Below are 17915 nucleotides of genomic sequence, written 5' to 3' on the forward strand. Positions count from 1 at the left end.
ATTGCTGTTCCGGCACTGTGCTGTGGCGTTAACACTTTCGTGATAACGCCAAACGGAGTATCCTTGCCGCCTGAGCAGCCCAACCATACCGATGTCTTCCCCGATCACTCCCGGCTTGATAATCTTGCACGGCAACCAGATGGAGTTGCTGCGCAGCGCCATGTTCGACTGGATCCGCAGCCATCCGCTCGGCCCCCTCGAGCAGGAAACGATCCTGGTGCAGTCGAACGGGGTGGCCGAGTGGCTCAAGATCGCCCTGGCCGAGGACATGGGCGTGTGCGCCGCCACCCGGGTGGCGCTGCCGGCGCGCTTCCTGTGGGAAGCCTACCGCGGCATGCTGGGGCGCGAGCGCGTCCCCACCCGTGCACCGTTTGACAAGGATCCACTGACCTGGCGCCTGATGCGCCTGCTGCCGTCCCTGTTGCACGACGAGAGCTACGCGCCACTGAAGCAATTCCTTGGCGACGGCTGTCCCGAGCGGCGCCTGCAACTGGCCGAGCGCCTGGCCGACCTCTACGACGGCTACCAGGTCTACCGCGCCGACTGGCTGGCGGACTGGGAAGCGGGGCGCGACCAGCTGCGGCGCGCCGCCGGCGATCCGGTCCGGCTCGCGCCGGACCAGAAATGGCAGGCCTGCCTGTGGCGTGAAATCCACGCCAGCCTGCCGCCGGAAGCGCGCGTATCGGGGCGGGCGACCATCCACGAACAGTTCCTGGCCGCGGTCGAATCGGGCCGCGAGCCGGCCTCGACCCTGCCGCGCCGCGTGATCCTGTTCGGCATGTCGACCTTGCCGTACCAGACCCTGCAGGCCATCGCCGCGCTGTCGCGCCACACCCAGGTGCTGTTCGCGGTGCCGAACCCGTGCCGCTTCCACTGGGGCGACATCATCGAGGGCCGCGAACTCCTGCGCGCCGCGCGGCGGCGCCAGCAGCCGCGCGCAAGCGTCGATCTGGCGGCCGTGCCGCTGGAGGAACTGCACGCCCACGCCCATCCGCTGCTGGCGAGCTGGGGCCGCCAGGGGCGCGACTTCGTGCGCATGCTCGACGAGTTCGACAATGGCGAAGGCGCGCGCTACGACAACCTGCGCGTCGACCTGTTCGACGAAGCCGAAGGGGGGACCCTGCTGGCGCAGGTGCAGGCCGCGATCCGCGACCTGCTGCCGCCCTCCGAGCATCCGGGCATGCCGCCTGCGAACGACGACCGTTCGATCGAATTCCACATCGCCCACAGCGTCCAGCGCGAGGTCGAGGTGCTGCACGACCAGTTGCTGTCCTGGTTCGCCCGGGACCCGAGCCTGCGCCCGCGCGACGTGGTGGTGATGGTGCCCGACATCGACACCTTCTCGGCCGCGATCCACGCCGTGTTCGACCAACACCGCCGCAACGACCCGCGCCATATCCCGTTCGAGATCGGCGACGTGCGCGACCGCAGCGTGAACCCGCTGCTGGTGGCGCTCGAATGGCTGCTGCGCCTGCCGCACCAGCGCTGCCGCCAGAGCGAGGTGCGCGACCTGCTGGACGTGCCGGCCGTGGCGGGCCGCTACGGCCTGGAGTCCGACGACCTGCCGACCCTCGGCCGCTGGATCGAGGGTTCGGGCGTGCGCTGGGGCCTGGACCGCGAACACCGCGCCGGCCTGGGCCTGGCCTCGGTCGGCGAACAGAACGCCTGGATCTTCGGCGTGCGCCGCATGCTGCTCGGCTATGCGAGCGGCGCCGGCGCCAGCTTCGGCGACATCGAACCGTATGCCGAGGTGGGCGGGCTCGATGCCGCGCTGGCCGGCTCGCTGGCCCAGTTCATCGAGGCGCTCCTCTACTGGCGCGGCGAGCTGGTGAAGCCGCGCACCCCGGCCGAGTGGGGCGTGGCCGCGCGCGCCCTGCTGCACGCCTTCTTCCACGCGGCCAGTGAAGCCGACCGCCTGACCCTGGCCCAGCTGAACGAAGCGCTGCAGTGCTGGCTCGAGACCGTCGATGCCGCCGGCTTCGGGGAACCGGTGCCGCTGGCGGTGATGCGCGAAGCCTGGCTCGGCCAGCTCGACCAGCCGACCCTGAACCACCAGTTCGTCTCGGGCGGCGTCACCTTCTGCACCCTGATGCCGATGCGCGCGGTGCCGTTCCGCGTGGTCTGCCTGCTCGGCATGAACGACGGCGATTTCCCGCGCCGCGTCCACCAGGCCGATTTCGACCTGCTGGCCTTGCCCGGCATGGCGCGCCCGGGCGACCGTTCGCGCCGCGACGACGACCGCTACCTGATGCTGGAAGCGCTGCTGTCGGCGCGCGACAAGCTGTACGTCAGCTGGGTCGGCCGCAACGTGCGCGACAACAGCGAGCAGCCGGCCTCGGTGCTGGTGGCCCAGCTGCGCGACTACCTGAAGGCCGGCTGGCAGCTCGACCTGTCCGGACGCACCACCGAGCACGCGCTGCAGCCTTTCAGCCGCCGCTACTTCGAGCAGGGCGGCCTGCTGACCTATGCGGGCGAGTGGCGCTCGGCCCACGGCGCGGACGAGGGCAGCGCGGTCGATGCATTGCCGCCGTACGAACTGGAGCCGGGCTTCGTGCTGAAGCTCGGCGAACTGGCGGCCTTCCTGCGCCAGCCGGCGCGCTACTTCTTCCGGCGCCGCCTCGGCGTGGTGTTCGCCGACGCCGCCGTGGTCGGCGAGGACGAGGAGCCGTTCTCGCTCGATGCACTGGAGCGCTATTTCATCGAAGACCACCTGCTCGACGACAGCGGGCCGGCCGAAGCGCCGGACGAAGTGCGCGCGGCCTTGCACGCGCGTGCGCAACGGCTGGGACGCGAAGGCGTGCTGCCGATCGGCCTGCTCGGCCGCCAGTGGCAGCAGGAACTGGTCGATGGCCTGGTGCCGGTGCGCACGGCCTGGCTGGCGCTGGGCGCGCGCTTCCCGCATGCGGCGCCGAAGCGCGCGGTGAGCCTGGCCCTGGGCGACGCGCAGGGCAACACGATCGTCCTCGATGACTGGATCGACCGGCTGCGCACGAATGGCGACGAAACGGCCTGGCTGATGCAGGTATCCTCGAAAGTGCTCGACAAGGAAGGCCGTCCGCGCGGCGACAAGCTGATCGGCCCATGGCTGCGCCAGCTCGCCGCCAGCGCCGCGGGGGCGCCGGTGGCCGGCCACCTGGTGGCGCGCGATGCCGTGCTCACCATGACGCCGCTCGACCCGGTCGAGGCGATGGCCTCCCTGCACGACCTGGCCGCGCTGTGGCGCAGGAACCTCGACCGTCCGCTGGCCGTGGCCTGCAAGACCGCGCTCGCACTGCTGCGCGAGGGCGCGCAGGAGAGCGACGCCCGCAGCGTGTACGACGGCGGATACGAGGTGCCGGGCGAGGTGGCGGAACTGTGCCTGGCGCGCCTGTGGCCGGATTTCGGCGCCCTGGTCGCGGCCGGCGACTGGCCGCATATCGCGCGCGACCTGTACGGGCCGCTGGCGGAGTGGATCGAGGCCGCCGTGCATGTCGCGCCGCTGGCCGGAGGCGAGGAATGACCCAACAGCGGAGCCAGCACCTCGATCCCCTGGACTTTCCCCTGCACGGCACGCGCCTGATCGAGGCGTCGGCCGGCACCGGCAAGACCTGGACCATCGCCGCGCTCTACCTGCGCCTGGTGCTCGGCCACGGCGGCGCGGACGGCAGCAGCGCCTTCGCGCGCCCGCTGCTGCCGAGCGAGATCCTGGTGATGACCTTCACCCGCGCCGCCACCCGCGAGCTGGCCAACCGTGTGCGCGAGCGCCTGGTCGAGGCGGCAGCGTACTTCCGCGGCCAGCTCGACGAGGATGATCCCGCACTGCGCGATCCCTACCTGCGCGAGCTGGCGGATGCCTACCCGACGGAGGGTGAACGCAGCGTCGCCGCCCACCGCCTGGTGCTGGCGGCCGAGACCATGGACGAGGCGGCGATCTTCACCATCGATGCCTGGTGCCAGCGCATGCTGCGCGAGCACGCCTTCGATTCCGGCAGCCTGTTCGACGAAGAACTGGTGAGCGACGAGCGCGCCCTGTTCGAGGACGCGGCCCACGACTACTGGCGCCAGCACGTCTATCCGCTCGGCGCCGGCGCGCTCGCCTCGGTGCTCGAATGCTGGAAGGACGTCGAGGCGCTCAAGGGCGGCGTGCGCGAACTGGTCACGCGCACCCACCTGCTGGGCCCCTGCGAGCTCGAGCCGCTCGGCGTGCTGGTGGCGCGCATGCAGCACGCCCAGCGCGCCGAGCTGGCGCGCCTGAAGGAGGGGTGGCGCGCGCGCGCCGACGAGATGGAGCGCTGGATCGCCGCCCACCGCGAGCGCCAGCCCAAGTGCTTCAACGGCAACAAGATGCGCCCGGATTCGCTGGTCAAGTGGTTCGAGGCGCTGCGCGCCTGGGCCGACGACCCGCACATGGTGCTGCCGGCGCTGAACGAGACGGCGTGGAAGCGCCTGTGCCCGGACGGCATCGTGGACGCCTTCAGCAAGGATTTCGCGGCCGAGGTGCCGGCGTGCTTCGGCTTTACCGAGCCGCTGCGCCAGGCGCTGGAGGCGCTCGATCCGCTGTCGCATGCGCTGCTGCGCCACGCCGCCCACCACATCGCCGCGCGCGTGCGCGAGCTGAAGGCGCGCAACCGCCAGTTCGGTTTCGCCGACATGCTGGAACGCCTCAAGGCGGCCCTCGAAGGACCGAATGGGGAAGCACTGCGCCAGCGCATCGTGTCGCAATACCCGGTGGCGATGGTCGACGAATTCCAGGACACCTCGCCCGACCAGTACCGGATCTTCGACCTGCTGTACCGGGTGGCCGACAACGACCCGGGGCGGGGCCTGTTCCTGATCGGCGACCCGAAGCAGTCGATCTATGGCTTTCGCGGCGCCGACATCCACAGCTACCTGGCGGCGCGGCGCGCCACCGCGGGACGCCATTACCAGCTCGGCACCAACTACCGCTCCACCAGCGAGCTGGTCGAGGCGGTGAACCAGCTGTTCCGCCACGCCGAAGGCGGCGACGGCCACCCGGGCTACCCGGGCGGCGCCTTCCGCTTCCGCAAGGGCGAAGACAATCCGCTGCCCTTCGAGGCGGTAGCGGCCAAGGGCCACCGCGAGCGCCTGGTCGGGGCCGACGGCGCGTCGCATGCAATGTCGGTGTGCTGCGCCGGGCCGATGAACCAGGAGGAGTACCGCGAGTTCTTCGCTCATCACTGCGCCGAACACATCGTCGGCCTGCTGGGCGACGAACGCGTGGGCTTTTCCGACGGCGAGCGCTTCCGGCGCCTGATGCCGGCCGACGTCGCGATCCTCGTGCGCGACCGGCGCGAGGCGGCCGCGGTACGGCGCGCCCTGGTCGAGCGCAAGGTCGCCAGCGTCTACCTGTCGGACAAGGATTCGGTGGTCGAGAGCGAAGAGGCGGCCGACGTGCTGCGCTGGCTGTACGCGGTGGCCAACCCGCTCGACGGCCTTCTTGCACGCGCGGCCTTCGCCACCCGCACCGCCGGCCTGCCGCTGGGCGAGCTGGCGCGCCTGTCGAGCGACGAAGTGGCCTGGGAGGCGCGCGTCGAGCAACTGAAGAACCTGCACGGGGCCTGGCAGCGCCAAGGCGTGCTGGCCATGCTGCGCCGCTTCGTCCATGAGCTCGGGCTGCCGGCGCGCCTGCTGCGCGAACCGGGGGGCGAGCGCCGCCTGACCAACCTGCTGCACCTGGCCGAATTGCTGCAGGAAGCCAGCACCCAGCTCGAGGGCGAGCAGGCGCTGATCCGCTGGCTGTCGGAGCAGGTGGACGGCCTGGGCGAGGGCCAGGGTGAGGATGGCGAGCGCGTGCTGCGCCTGGAAAGCGACGCCGAGCTGGTGAAGGTGGTCACGGTCCACAAGTCGAAGGGCCTGGAGTATCCGCTGGTGTACCTGCCGTTCGCGGTGACGGCGCGCCGCACCGACAAGCGCAACCGCGCCTTCTTCGAATTCGTCGGCGAGGACGGCACCCGCAGGCTGGACCTGTCGCTCGGCGAGGAGGCACTCGAGGCGGTCGACCGCGCCCGCCTGGAGGAAGACCTGCGCCTGCTGTACGTGGCCCTGACGCGCGCGCGCCACTTCCTGTGGCTGGGCGCCGCGCCGATCAGCGGCCGCGGCAAGAACGATGGACGTACGCAGAATCGCCTGCACGACTCGGCCCTCGGCTACCTGCTTGGCGGCGGCGAGAAGATCGAGGCCGAACAGCTGCGCGAGCGCCTGGAGCGCCTGCGCGGCGGCGTCGAAGGCATCGTGCTGCACGAGCTCGGCGAGCCCAGGGACCGCACCGTGCTGTCGCGCGAGGATGCGCGCCCCGACCTGCTCGCCGCGCCGCGCTACGAGGCACGCTTCGAGCGCAACTGGTCGATCGGTTCGTTCACCTCGCTGGTACGCCATGCCGTGCACCTGACGGCGGCGCCCACGCCGCCGGTGCCCATGACCGCGCAGGAGGAAACCCTGCTCGAAGAAGCGCCGCAGCTCGCCACGCCGCCGCGCATCGACGACGCTCCATGGCACCGCTTCCCGCGCGGCTCGGTGCCCGGCAACTTCATGCACGAGCAATTGGAGTGGATGGCCCAGGAAGGCTTCCACCGTGCCGACGAGCCGGAGTTCCTGGCGCGCCTGGGCCAGCGCATCGACCGCGCCGGCTGGGGCCATCGCCAGGAAGACGCGCTGGCCTGGCTGCACGCGGTGGCGACCACGCCGCTGCCGCCCCTCGGGGTGGCCCTGTGCGGCCTGCGCGACGTGGTGCCGGAGCTGGAGTTCTGGTTCCCGAGCGAGGGACTGGATGCCGTGAAGCTCGACGCACTGTGCCGCGCGCACATCCTGCGCGGCATCGAGCGTCCGGTCCTGCCCGAGCGTGTGCTGCACGGCATGCTCAAGGGTTTCGCCGACCTCGTATTCGAGCACGAAGGCCGTTATTGGGTGCTCGACTACAAGACCAATGCGCTGGGGCCGGGCGACGCGGCCTATACGCGCGCCGCGATGGAGCTCGGCATGCTCGAGCACCGCTACGACATCCAGGCCACGATCTACACGCTGGCGCTGCACCGCCTGCTGCGCAGCCGCCTGGGGGAACGCTACGAGCCGCGGCGCCAGCTGGGCGGCGCGCTGTTCCTGTTCCTGCGCGGGATCGCGAACCCCGACACCCGCGGCTGCTGCGTGCTGCCGCCCGACTTCGACCTGCTGGGCGGGCTGGAACGACTGCTGGACAAGGACGACGATGGGCAAGCCTGAAGCGAACATCGAGACATTGTGGGGCGAGCTGGCGCGTCTCTCCGAGGCGGGCGAGCTGCGCCGCCTGTCCTGCGCCTTTGCGCGCTTCGTCGCCTCCCTCGGCGCTGCGCCGCCTGCGCTGGTGCTGGCCTGCGCCGTGCTGTCCGAGCTGGAGGGCCATGGCCACAGCTGCGTCCAGCTGTCCGACCTGGGCGCCGGTCCCGCGGAACTGCTGGGCTGGAGCGACGAGCAATGGAAGGACCTGGCGCGCGCAGCCGGGCCGCTGCCGAAGACCGCGCGCGCCTGGGCGGCGCAGCTGGCGGCCTGCGCGCAGGTGTGGGAAACCGGCTCCTTCGACTACGACCAGCCGCTGGTGCTGGACGGCGAGCGGCTTTACCTGCGCCGCTACTGGCGCGACGAGACCCTGGTGGCCCAGGCCGTGCGCGAGCGCGCCGCCCAGGTGCGCGAGGTCGATGCCGGCAGCGTGCGCGCCTGGCTCGACGTGCTGTTTGCGTCCCAGCGCGCGGCCGAGAAGCCCGACTGGCAGAAGCTGGCCTGCGCCATCGCGCTGCGCGGCTCGGTGGCGATCATCACCGGCGGCCCCGGCACCGGCAAGACGTATACCGTGGCGCGCCTGCTGGCGCTGCTGTTCGCCACCGCGCCGGAAGCGGCAAACCAGCGCATCGCCCTGGCCGCGCCGACCGGCAAGGCGGCCGCGCGCCTGAAGCAGTCGATCGACAGGGCCCTGAACGAACTGGCCGACAAGGTGGGTTCGCGCTTGCCGCTGCGCGAGCTCACCCTGCGCATGGGTGCGGCGCGCACGTTGCACAGCCTGCTCGGCGCGCGGCCCGACAGCCGCGCCTTCGCCCACCACCGCGGCAATCCGCTCGACGTGGACGTCCTGATCGTCGACGAAGCCTCGATGGTGCACCTGGAGATGATGGCCTCGCTGCTGGACGCGCTGCCGCCGTCCGCGACCCTGGTGCTGCTGGGCGACAAGGACCAGCTCGCCTCGGTGGAGGCGGGCGCCGTGCTGGGCGACCTGTGCCACGATGCCCAGGCCGGCGCCTACGACGCGTCCACCTGCGACTACGTACGCGCGGCCAGCGGCGAAGCGCTGCCCGGAGAATTCCGCGGCAACGGCGGCCCGCTGGCCCAGCAGACCGTGATGCTGCGCCACAGCCGCCGCTTTGGCGGCCCGATCGGCCAGCTCGCGCTGGCCGTCAACGAGGGCGACGCCGTGCGCGCCGAAGCGGTGCTGCGGGCCGGGGAGGCGGGCGTGCGCTGGATCGAGAATGCGCAGCAACAACATGTCCTGCAATTGGCGCAGTCCGGGTACGGCGCCTACCTCGAGGTGCTCAAGGCCGGCCCTGCCGCGGGCGCCGGCCCGGCGGCGCACGAGGACTGGGTGCGCCGGGTGCTGCAGCGCTTCGAGTCCTTCCGCATCCTGTGCGCGGTGCGCGACGGCGAGTGGGGCGTGGCGGGGCTGAACGATGCCGTGGCCGGGCGCCTGGCCCAGGCCGGGCTGCTGCGCCCGGCCGGCGAGTGGTATGTCGGCCGTCCGGTCATGGTCACCCGCAACGACTACGGCACCGGGGTCTATAACGGCGATATCGGCCTGACCCTGCCCGACCCCGGGCGGCCGGGCGCACTGCGCGTGTACTTCCTGGAAGGCGAGACCGTCCGCAGCGTGCTGGCGACGCGCCTGCGCAACGTCGAGACGGCCTACGCGATGACGGTCCACAAGTCGCAGGGCTCGGAATTCCGCCACACCGTGCTGGCGCTGCCGCGCGAGCGCGGCGCCATCCTCACGCGCGAGCTGGTGTACACCGGCATCACCCGCGCCAGCGAGCAGTTTACGCTGGTGTCGCCGGCCGGCGCCGTGCTGGCCGAGGCGATCGCGTTGCGCACCCACCGCACCAGCGGCCTGCGGGAGATGGTCGCCCCTGCAGCGCGCTGATCGCGGGCTTGCCCCTCGAGCCGGCTTGATCGGGGCCAAGGAGACGTCGAATCGGGCGGGTAGTTGCGAACTCGGCCGTGCCCAAGCGGTCATAGTTCTGTCTGCGAGCAAAGGTATCGAAGATCCGCTTGCATGGGGCCGCGTTTCCGTCGATTCTACCTGTGCCGCGCGTGTGCCTTTGTCTTGCCTGTGCCTTGCCTGTGCCTGCTGTCACGGCTTGTTCTCCATGTGTGGTCGAACACGGGAACCGGGAGGCGCAACAACCAGCCGAGTCGATCACGGAGCATGCATGCAGCTAACCGGTCAGGAGACGCACCTGCTTTCTGCCGACGCCGGCAACCCGGCGGCGCGGGCGGCGGCATGCGATCTCGCGTCCGGCGTGCTCTGTGCCGACCAGCCTGCGGCGGCGTGGCCGCGCTGGTTCGCCCGCACGTTCGACGTCTGGTGGCAGACCAGCCTCGTGGCGGTCGTCGCGGGCGTCGTCCTCGCCCGCACCTCGCCTGCCTTCCTGCATTGGCTCGAAACCCCGTTCGGCTGGAAGTCGTTCGGCCTGATGTGCATCCCGGCAGGCCTGGTCCTGGACGCGCTGCTGCAAGCGCTGGCCGGCAACACGCCCGGGAAAGCGATGCTTGGCCTGAAAGTGGTCATGGCCGACGGACGTCGCCCGCGCCTGCGCGAGCTGCTGGGACGAAACATGAACCTGTGGAGGGCCGGCCTCGGTTTCGGCCTGCCGCTGGTCAGCCTGTTCACGATGGCGCGCCAGTGGCTGCGGCTGCGCAAGGGAGGGGCGGCCAGCTACGACGACAAATACTTCCTGGTGCATGCCGGTCCGGTCGGGTGGTTCAGGAAAACCGTCTTCGGCATCCTGTTCTGCCTGATGTTTGCCACATTGGTGGCCCTCGACGCGGCCGACCGGCAGGACAGCCGCGAAACGGCCGCCATGCTGGCCGCCCCGCATTACGGCTGGACCAATCCCGCTACCGGCCGGACGGTGCGAATCGCCCCGCACTGGAAGGCCGAGGCGCACACCGGCGACGACGGCGCGGTGCTGTACCAGTTCACCCAGCACAGCGATCATGCATTCGTGCTGTTCGCGTCAGAGGAGGCCGGCGCACGGACCTTGCGGGAATACACGCATGAACTGGCGGGTGGCCTGGCCGACGGGTTCGACCTGGAGGCCGGCCATTTCGAAGACTTCCGCGGGGAGCCTTCCTGGGTCGGCGCCGGGGAAGAAAAGGATGGCGCGGCGCGGGTGCGGCTGCGGGTCGTGCTGTCGGGCGGGAAGGCCTGGCGGGTGATGGTGCTGCAGGCGCCGCCGGTGGGCTATACCGACGACCTGGTGCACGAGCTGACCGATACGCTTTGGGACAGCGTCGCGCCTGCGGGTGCGCTGCCGCCGGCGCCGCAACCATGAAAAAGGGGCCTCGCGGCCCCTCGTGTCACTTCCGGGTTTACTTCTTGCGCCGCTTCGGCACCACCTTCGCCTTGGTGCGTTTCTTGACCGCCTTGGCCTTGGCCTTGCCGCCCGCCGAGGCCTTGACGCGCGGACGGGCGGAACTCGCCTTGATGCCGCTGCTGCTGGCGGCCTTCGCCACCCGCACCGGCTCGTCGCCGGTGAGGAAGCGGCGCACGTTCAGCGCGTCCAGGATGCGAGCCGAAGAAGCGCTGGCATTGAGCAGCACCATGGTCGCGTTCTTGCCGCCGGCCTTGATGTTCATGATCAGGCAGCGGCCCGCTTCCGAGATATAGCCGGTCTTCGACAGGCCGATGTCCCAGCCATCGGCGCCGACCAGGCGGTTGGTGTTGCGGTACTCGACCTTGCGGCCGCTGATGTTGATCAGCTCCTTCGACTCGGTGCTCATGCGCGTGATCTCGGGATACTTGCTCGATGCGGCTGCCATCTTGACCAGGTCGCCCGCATTCGAACGGTTGCGCGGCGACAGGCCGGTCGGCTCTTCGATGACGGTCTGCGTCATGCCGAGCGCGGCGATCTTGCGCTTGACGGCGGCCTTGAAGCCCGCGTTGCCACCCGGGAAAGTCCGGGCCAGCGCGGCGGCGGCGCGGTTGTCCGACGACATCAGGGCGAGCTGCATGACGTCGCGGCGCGAGATTAGGGACCCGACCGGCACGCGCGAGCTGCTGTGCTTGAAGGTGTCGACGTCGCTGCGGTCGATTTCGATCAGCTCGTCCATGTCCTGGTTGGCGTCGAGCACGACCATCGCGGTCATCAACTTGGTCAGTGAGGCGATCGGCACCACGGCATCGGCGTTCTTTTCGAGCAGAATCTTGCCGGTGTCATCTTCTACCACGAGCACCGATTGCGAGCCGAACGGCACCGCGAATGCGGCAACCGAAAACGACATCAATGCGGCGGCAAACAATTTTTTGAACATTGTCGGGTCAGGAATAGTGTGCGTTGAGCGGGAGGCGCGGCGTACATACATGGGCGCGCAGTCAACTATCTAGCTGTAGGGCAACTACAGGTGTTGGAAGATAGCATCAAGCACCTTGCATGTCTATGGCACACAAGCAAAAACGGGCTTGTGAACTGGAATTTTTATCTGAAACAACGACTCCCTTTGCATCGTGTCTACGAGAATTGCCGCGACGATGCAAATCTGGCCTCAATGCATGACGCATGGCCGACCCGCGTCCCGGAATGAAAAAGCCCTGCGCGGGGCAGGGCTTCTCGGGAAGGTTTATTTCGGCTGGTAGATCTTGTCGAACTCGCCGCCATCGTCGAAGTGGCGCTTCTGGGCGTTGCGCCAGCCGCCGAACAGCTCGTCCACGGTGAACAGCTGGATCGGCTTGTAGTTGGCGGCGTACTTCTTCATCACTGCATCCGAACGCACACGCAGGTAGTGCTTGGCGCCGATCTCCTGGCCTTGCGGCGAGTACAGGAAGTTCAGGTAGGCGGTCGCTTCCTTGCGCTGGTTGCGGCGGTCGACCACCTTGTCGACGACGGCCACCGGCGATTCGGCCAGGATCGAGGTCGACGGGTAGACCACCTCGAAGTCGTTGCCGAATTCCTTGCGGACCATGCTCACTTCGTTCTCGAAGGTCACCAGCACGTCGCCGATCTGGCGCTGGGTGAAGGTGGTGGTGGCCGCGCGTCCGCCCGCGTCGAGGATCGGCACGTTCTTGAAGATGCGGCCGACCAGGTCGCGCGCCTGGGCTTCGTTGCCGCCTTTCTTCAGCACCGAACCCCATGCCGCCAGGTAGGTATAGCGCCCGTTACCCGCGGTCTTCGGGTTCGGGATGATCACCTGCACGCCGGGGCGGGCCAGGTCTTCCCAGTTGCGGATCTGTTTCGGGTTGCCTTTGCGCACCAGGTAGACCATGGTCGAGTAGTAGGGCGCAGCGTTGTGCGGGAACTTCTTGGCCCAGTCCTTCGTCACCAGGCCGCGGTCGGCCAGCATGTCGATGTCGTTGGCCTGGTTCATCGTGACCACCGAGGCTTCGAGGCCGTCGGCGACGGCGCGCGCCTGCTTGCTCGAACCGCCGTGCGACTGCTTGATGGTGACGGTCTGGCCGGTCTGCTGCTTGTAGGCGGCGATGAAGGCCGGGTTGACGTCCTTGTACAGCTCGCGCGCCACGTCGTAGGAAACGTTCAGCAGCTCGGTGCCGGCGGCGCTGGCCGACAGCGGCAGCGCGGCGCCCAGCGACAGGGCCACGGCCAGGCGCAGGAGCGGGCGGCGGAGCGGGGAGGTGAGGGTCATGGTTTCTCGCTTTTCAAAAAAACTTGTCTGGACAAGCTAAATCATGCGCAATTTCGTCAAAGTACGGAACAATACTTTTGTCATATGCTTAGTACGGTTGAGCGGATATGCATCCCGGCAGCAAGGCGGCGTGCTTTCGGTGTATAGTCGGGCCCTGCAATGCGCCGGCCGCAGCTTGTCGCTGCCGGTCCGTACCGCTGGTATTTACAGTTTCCATGTCCTTATATTGATGTCCACGCGTTTTGAAATTCGTAAGGCGGCCCCTGGCGATGCATCCGCTGCCTGCGCGCTGCTGCGCCGTTCCATCGAGATCGGCTGCAAGGCCGACCACGACGGCAAGCCGGCCGTGCTGGAAGCGTGGCTCGGCAACAAGACGAGCGCCAATGTCGCGACCTGGTTTTCCTCGCCCAGCAATTTCGCCGTGGTCGCGGAAAGCGACGGCATGCTGGTCGGCCTGTGCCTGCTGACGCAGGCGGGCAAGGTGGCGCTGTGCTACGTCTCGCCGGACCTGCTGCGCACCGGAATCGGCCGGGCCTTGCTGGCAGCGGCCGAGGAGCAGGCGCGTGCCTGGGACATCAGAAAGGTCCACCTGCACAGCCCGGCAAGCGCGAGCGCCTTTTTCGAGCGCCAGGGCTATGTCAATGCCGGCAAGGACAAGTCCTGCTTCGGGATGGAATGTGACCTGCTGTGGAAGGGGCTCGACGCGGCCTGCGAGACGGGCCCGGGCGCGGCCGCGCGCAAGCGCTTTTGCAACTGCAACGCCTGATCTTGTCGCCGGTTTCACGCCGGTTACGCCACACACCATCCGAACACATCTTTTGTCATCTAGAAGCTTAAGTTATAGTGACTGCTTCGAATAGATGAGTGTCTTATGGCTTCACGTAGAGATTTCCTTCAACGCGGCGCCGGCCTGTGCGCCCTCGGCGCCCTCGGCGCACCCCTGAGCAGCGCCGCCCGGAGTACGGGCCTCGAACCGCCACCCGACCTGTTCGACGCCCAGTTGCTCGACATCGACTTCTGGGTCAAGCCGCGCACCCTGTCGATGGTCCGCCCGCAAAGCGGCGAGCGCGTCAAGGTGCTGTACTGGAAGGATGGCGAAGTCATCGATTCCGCTTACCAGGAACTGTGCCATATCCTGCGCGACGTCAACGGCCGCGCGAGCATGCCGATCGACCCCAAGCTGTTCGAGATCCTGTGGGGCACCCAGGCCTTCATCGCGCGCTACGGCATGCACCAGCCGCTCGAGATCCTGTCCGGCTACCGTACCGAGGCGTCGAACCGGCGCCTGGTCGAAGAAGGCGTTCCGGCGGCGCGCAAGTCGCTGCACACGGTCGGCAAGGCGGCGGACATCCGCATTGCCAGCCTGAACGAAGAGGTGCTCGGCGGCCTGATCCGCAGCTTCCGTCAGGGCGGCGTCGGCTACTACTATCGTTCGGGGCCGAAAGGCGGCTGGATCCACGCCGATACCGGCCTGAACCGCACCTGGAAGGGGTGAGCGGCGGCGGCAGGGCAGCGAATAACGCGTGCGAGCGCGGCACCGGACTTGGGCTACACTAAGTTGTCAGGGTCGGGGCGGGACGCCCTTGGCTTATCCACGTCACTTTTACCAAAGGAGGCAGTGATGGCAACGATGAACACTCCCACGATGGACCGCAGGACGATGGGCGAACGGCGCGTCTCGGCGCGTTCGCACGAGCGCTCCGCCATGTCGGCGCTCGACTACCTGGCGATGGCCCTCCTGATCATTGGCGGCCTGAACTGGGCAATGGTCGGCCTGTTCGACGTCGACATGGTCGCCACCCTGTTCGGTCCGGGTAGCCCGGCAACGCGCGTCGTGTATGTCGTCGTCGGCCTGGCCGCGCTGTATTCGATCTACACGACTGCCAAGATGGCCGGCAGCAAGCGGCATTGACGCGCGGCCTGCCGAACCGCCGCGGGTGCAAGCACTCGCGGCCAGGTAGCGCAGCAGGTCTGGCGAGGTGTCCATGCGTGTTGGGCTGATTTCCGACACGCACGGGTTGCTGCGCCCGGAGGCACTTGCCTTCCTCCGGGGCAGCGACCATATCATCCACGCGGGCGACATCGTCGGCCCCGAGATTCTTCCTCCCCTCGAAGCGATCGCGCCGCTGACGGTCGTGCGCGGCAACAATGACCGCGGCGCCTGGGCCGGGGCATTGCCGGAAACCGCCGTGCTGCGGATCGGTGCGCTTGGCATCTACGTCATCCACGACCTCAAGGAGCTGCCGATCGATCCGGCGCGCGAGGGCATGCACGTCGTCGTGTCCGGCCACTCGCACAAGCCTGCCCGCTTCATGCAGGACGGCGTGCTGTACGTGAATCCCGGCAGCGCGGGGCGCAGGCGTTTCACCCTGCCCATCTCGATCGGCGAGCTGCTGGTCGACGGCGGCCAGGCCAGGGCGCGGCTGGTCACGCTCGACGTCTCCTGAGCCGGGCAAAAAAAGCTCCCGGACCAATGATCCGGGAGCGCACTCACGCCAGCGTGCCGTCCTGCTTCACGCTCATTTCATCGTGTAGCTCTGCCACGCGGTATCCACTGCGAAATTGCGCGTCGTATCCCAGTACGTGAAGTTGTAGCGCACCACGTCGCCGATCTTCAGGCCGCCGGCCACGAAGGTGTTGGTGCCGCCGTCGAGCCGCATGCGCACGTTCTGCTGCGCGCCGTTGTTGACGGTGTAGTGCACGTCGGCCCAGCTGCCGGTGTTGGTGTTGAATTGCAGGGAGGTAGCGGACGCCTGGGTCACCCAGGTCGGGCCGGTCGGCGTCGGCGTCGGCGTGCTCGTGCTGCCCGAGTCGTAGACGATGTCGTCGATGGCGAACTGGAAGGTCGTCGCCGGCAGGCGCGCGGCGTCGCTCGAGATCATGAACATGTCCAGCAGCGACTGCGGCGCGACCTTCGTGCCGAGCAGGGTCGAGACCGGGATGCTCGCGCTCGCCCATTCGCCGTTGCGCACCAGGCCGTAGGCCGTCGTATTGGCCGGGAAGCTGACCCAGTTCTGGTTGGTGTAGGTATCGCCGACGCCGATGTTGAAGGACACGTTGGCCGGGATCTTGATGCGGAACTTCAGGGTGCCGTTGCGGAAGTTCGACAGGTCGCGTGCCTGGCGCGCCTGCACGCCGCCGCCGAACCACTGGTTGGGCGCCGTGTAGTTCCAGGCGATCACGTTGCTGCCCTCGGCCGGCGGTGTGTTGCCGGCGCCGGTGGAGGCGGCGTTCCACAGGAAGATGTCGGAACTGGTGCCGGCCACGAGCTTGTTGTTGACGGTCGTGTTATCGGTGAACACGCCGAACTTGCCGACCTCCGGCACCGTCTGGTTGCCGAGCTTGACCGTGCCCTTGCCGTCGAGCTGGTAGACGCGCACGTAGTCCACGTACATGGTGCCCGGCAGCGGCGCCGTCACCTGGCTCGGGTTGGCGGCGTCGGTGAAGTTGCCGCCCACGGCCAGGTTCAGCAGCAGGTAGAAGGGCGCCTGCAGCGCGCTGGAGTTGACCGGCAACGGCGCATCGTACATGTTGCGCTCGACGCCGTTGTCCACCACGGTGAAGCGCATCTGGCTTTCGTCCCAGTACAGGCGGTAGGTCACGAAACGGTTCGCCAGCGAGGTCGAGGGGATGTACCAGTTCTTGGTCTGCCAGGCGGTGGATGCGGCGCAGGTCTCGTTGCCGGGTACGCAGGCGGCCTGCTGGTAGGTGATCACGTTGGAGCCGACGAAGTGGTTGGCCGACGGGTTGCCGGCGCCGGCGCGCACCGAGGCTTTATGCCCCATCTCCATGATGTCGATCTCGCCGTTGCGCGGCCAGGTCTGCGGGCTCACGCCCAGCAGCCAGGCGGCCGGCCACAGGCCGGTGGCGATGTTGGGGGTGCTCATGCGCACCTCGATCATGCCGTACTGCACCTGCACCTTGCCCTTGGTGTCGACCTTGCCGGACGTGAAAGCGTTGCTGCCGACAGTCTCCCTGCGCGCCTGGATCGCCAACGCGCGGGTGCCGGATTCGAAGGGCACGTTGACGATCGAGAGGTTGTTGGGGCTGTAGGTCTGCAGCTCGGCATTGCCGTAGCCGCACAGGTTGATCTGGCAGCCGTTGCCGTCCGATGCCGTCCAGGTGCTGGTGTTCAGGCTGGTGCCGTTGAACTCCTCGGACCACAACAGCTGGCCGATGACGGGATTGGTGACGCTGGCCGCCGCCTGCGCCCCACAGGCCAGCAGGACCGCCGCAGCCACTGTATGGAAAGGTTTCCATCCCGAGTGACGATGTTGGTTATGATTGTTCACTTCGACTCCTCATTTAACTCCGAAGAAAAGCGGAGACACCGGACCGGCGCTCCACGACCTGCCAACTTGATCTGTTGGTCTTGATATTCCTGGTAAAGTTGGTGATGGAAACGTTTCCAAGCAATGTCAAAAAAGAATATTCCGCTTTTGCAAAGGTGTCAAACGCAATCGTGCGTGGATATTTGATCTGCCACAGCTCAGTAATTGGTGGATGTGCTAGCGGCAGATCCGTTCAAGCGACGGCGCGCAGATAGGCTGCAGGAATCTGCAAACCGTTGCCAACACCGGCCATCGCCGCCACGATGAGTGCGGACAGTACCGCACCGACGGCGCCGGCAAGCAAGGGCGCCGCGCGCTTTCCCTTTGACAGGTAACGCCCGGCGGCAAGGCCGAGATGGACGAACACCGCAAGCACGGCAAGGAAGTAGTAGGGTACGAAGAAGGCGGCGGACGGCCAGGCGTGCAACCCGGCGGCCGCAAAATGGATGTTGGTGTCGAGTTGCAGGCCATGGCGGCCCCAGAACACGGCGCCGAGATGGACCGCCAGGAAGAACAGGAGATAGTAAGCACTGATCCTCGTCGCCCTGGCGCCGGGCGTGCTGCCGGGCAGCCGGCGTGCAAGCAGCAGGCCAGTGGCCATCTGCACGGCGACACAGGCAAGCACCAGCGCTTCGACGGGTAACCAGCGGTAGACCTGCCGGGCATTGTCCATGAACGCAAACGCGGCGGCAGGATCGACCACGAGTACGG

General features: G+C 68.2%; 12 protein-coding genes. 8 read left to right on the plus strand and 4 right to left on the minus strand.

Annotated features, from left to right (window positions below; all coding sequences use genetic code 11):
• Positions 1-91: 91 nt before the first annotated feature.
• From recC to ACFFJK_RS01325, 4 genes are all read left to right on the plus strand, one after another.
• The gene (gene recC, locus ACFFJK_RS01310; RefSeq protein ID WP_379677264.1) at positions 92-3499 is read left to right on the plus strand and encodes an exodeoxyribonuclease V subunit gamma; all 3408 of its coding nucleotides are present in this window, start codon (positions 92-94) and stop codon (positions 3497-3499) included.
• Complete coding sequence (recB, locus tag ACFFJK_RS01315; RefSeq protein ID WP_379677265.1) at positions 3496-7215, plus strand: exodeoxyribonuclease V subunit beta; 3720 nt, start codon at positions 3496-3498, stop codon at positions 7213-7215. Before recC ends, recB begins: the two co-directional genes overlap by 4 nt.
• The gene (recD, locus tag ACFFJK_RS01320; protein ID WP_379677266.1) at positions 7202-9154 is read left to right on the plus strand and encodes an exodeoxyribonuclease V subunit alpha; all 1953 of its coding nucleotides are present in this window, start codon (positions 7202-7204) and stop codon (positions 9152-9154) included. The genes recB and recD overlap by 14 nt, the downstream gene beginning before the upstream one ends.
• 289 nt (positions 9155-9443) lie before the next feature.
• A complete protein-coding gene (locus tag ACFFJK_RS01325; protein ID WP_379677267.1) occupies positions 9444-10568 on the plus strand; it encodes an RDD family protein in 1125 nt (374 codons plus the stop codon).
• 37 nt (positions 10569-10605) lie between these two features.
• Here the strand turns inward: ACFFJK_RS01325 and ACFFJK_RS01330 are convergent, their stop codons facing one another.
• Positions 10606-11547 carry a serine hydrolase gene (locus ACFFJK_RS01330; RefSeq protein WP_379677268.1) on the minus strand — a complete coding sequence of 314 codons (942 nt, stop codon included), beginning with the start codon at positions 11545-11547 and terminating at the stop codon, positions 10606-10608.
• 306 nt (positions 11548-11853) lie between these two features.
• Positions 11854-12873 carry a sulfate ABC transporter substrate-binding protein gene (locus ACFFJK_RS01335; RefSeq protein ID WP_379677269.1) on the minus strand — a complete coding sequence of 340 codons (1020 nt, stop codon included), beginning with the start codon at positions 12871-12873 and terminating at the stop codon, positions 11854-11856.
• 229 nt (positions 12874-13102) lie between these two features.
• On the opposite strand from ACFFJK_RS01335, the gene ACFFJK_RS01340 reads away from it, so the two are divergent.
• The 4 genes from ACFFJK_RS01340 (at position 13103) to ACFFJK_RS01355 (ending at position 15320) form a co-directional block, all read left to right on the plus strand.
• Positions 13103-13639, plus strand: a complete 537-nt coding sequence (locus ACFFJK_RS01340) for a GNAT family N-acetyltransferase (RefSeq protein ID WP_379677270.1) — start codon at positions 13103-13105, stop codon at positions 13637-13639.
• A gap of 105 nt (positions 13640-13744) precedes the next feature.
• A complete protein-coding gene (locus tag ACFFJK_RS01345; RefSeq protein WP_379677271.1) occupies positions 13745-14368 on the plus strand; it encodes a YcbK family protein in 624 nt (207 codons plus the stop codon).
• 126 nt (positions 14369-14494) lie between these two features.
• On the plus strand, positions 14495-14785 hold the full coding sequence (locus ACFFJK_RS01350; RefSeq protein WP_379677272.1) for a DUF378 domain-containing protein: 291 nt from the start codon (positions 14495-14497) through the stop codon (positions 14783-14785).
• A 73-nt stretch (positions 14786-14858) separates the two neighbouring features.
• Positions 14859-15320 (plus strand): metallophosphoesterase family protein, encoded by a 462-nt coding sequence (locus ACFFJK_RS01355; RefSeq protein ID WP_379677273.1) that lies wholly within the window; start codon positions 14859-14861, stop codon positions 15318-15320.
• Between the two features lie 72 nt (positions 15321-15392).
• Here ACFFJK_RS01355 and ACFFJK_RS01360 read toward each other — a convergent pair whose 3' ends face one another.
• Positions 15393-17165, minus strand: a complete 1773-nt coding sequence (locus tag ACFFJK_RS01360) for a glycoside hydrolase family 16 protein (RefSeq protein ID WP_379677274.1) — start codon at positions 17163-17165, stop codon at positions 15393-15395.
• A gap of 232 nt (positions 17166-17397) precedes the next feature.
• Entirely contained in the window at positions 17398-17907 is a 510-nt protein-coding gene (locus ACFFJK_RS01365) for a hypothetical protein (protein WP_379677275.1), read from the minus strand.
• Positions 17908-17915: the final 8 nt, after the last annotated feature.

It is taken from the genome of Massilia consociata, assembly GCF_042432755.1.
GTDB classification, from domain to species: Bacteria; Pseudomonadota; Gammaproteobacteria; order Burkholderiales; family Burkholderiaceae_D; genus Telluria; species Telluria consociata.

Coding starts and splice junctions, on each gene's coding strand:
- recC (WP_379677264.1), top strand. CDS start 92: ATGTCTTCCCCGATCACTCCCGGCTTGATAATCTTGCACGGCAACCAG.
- ACFFJK_RS01325 (WP_379677267.1), top strand. CDS start 9,444: ATGCAGCTAACCGGTCAGGAGACGCACCTGCTTTCTGCCGACGCCGGC.
- ACFFJK_RS01345 (WP_379677271.1), top strand. CDS start 13,745: ATGGCTTCACGTAGAGATTTCCTTCAACGCGGCGCCGGCCTGTGCGCC.
- recD (WP_379677266.1), top strand. CDS start 7,202: ATGGGCAAGCCTGAAGCGAACATCGAGACATTGTGGGGCGAGCTGGCG.
- recB (WP_379677265.1), top strand. CDS start 3,496: ATGACCCAACAGCGGAGCCAGCACCTCGATCCCCTGGACTTTCCCCTG.
- ACFFJK_RS01335 (WP_379677269.1), bottom strand. CDS start 12,873: ATGACCCTCACCTCCCCGCTCCGCCGCCCGCTCCTGCGCCTGGCCGTG.
- ACFFJK_RS01350 (WP_379677272.1), top strand. CDS start 14,495: ATGGCAACGATGAACACTCCCACGATGGACCGCAGGACGATGGGCGAA.
- ACFFJK_RS01330 (WP_379677268.1), bottom strand. CDS start 11,547: ATGTTCAAAAAATTGTTTGCCGCCGCATTGATGTCGTTTTCGGTTGCC.
- ACFFJK_RS01340 (WP_379677270.1), top strand. CDS start 13,103: ATGTCCACGCGTTTTGAAATTCGTAAGGCGGCCCCTGGCGATGCATCC.
- ACFFJK_RS01355 (WP_379677273.1), top strand. CDS start 14,859: ATGCGTGTTGGGCTGATTTCCGACACGCACGGGTTGCTGCGCCCGGAG.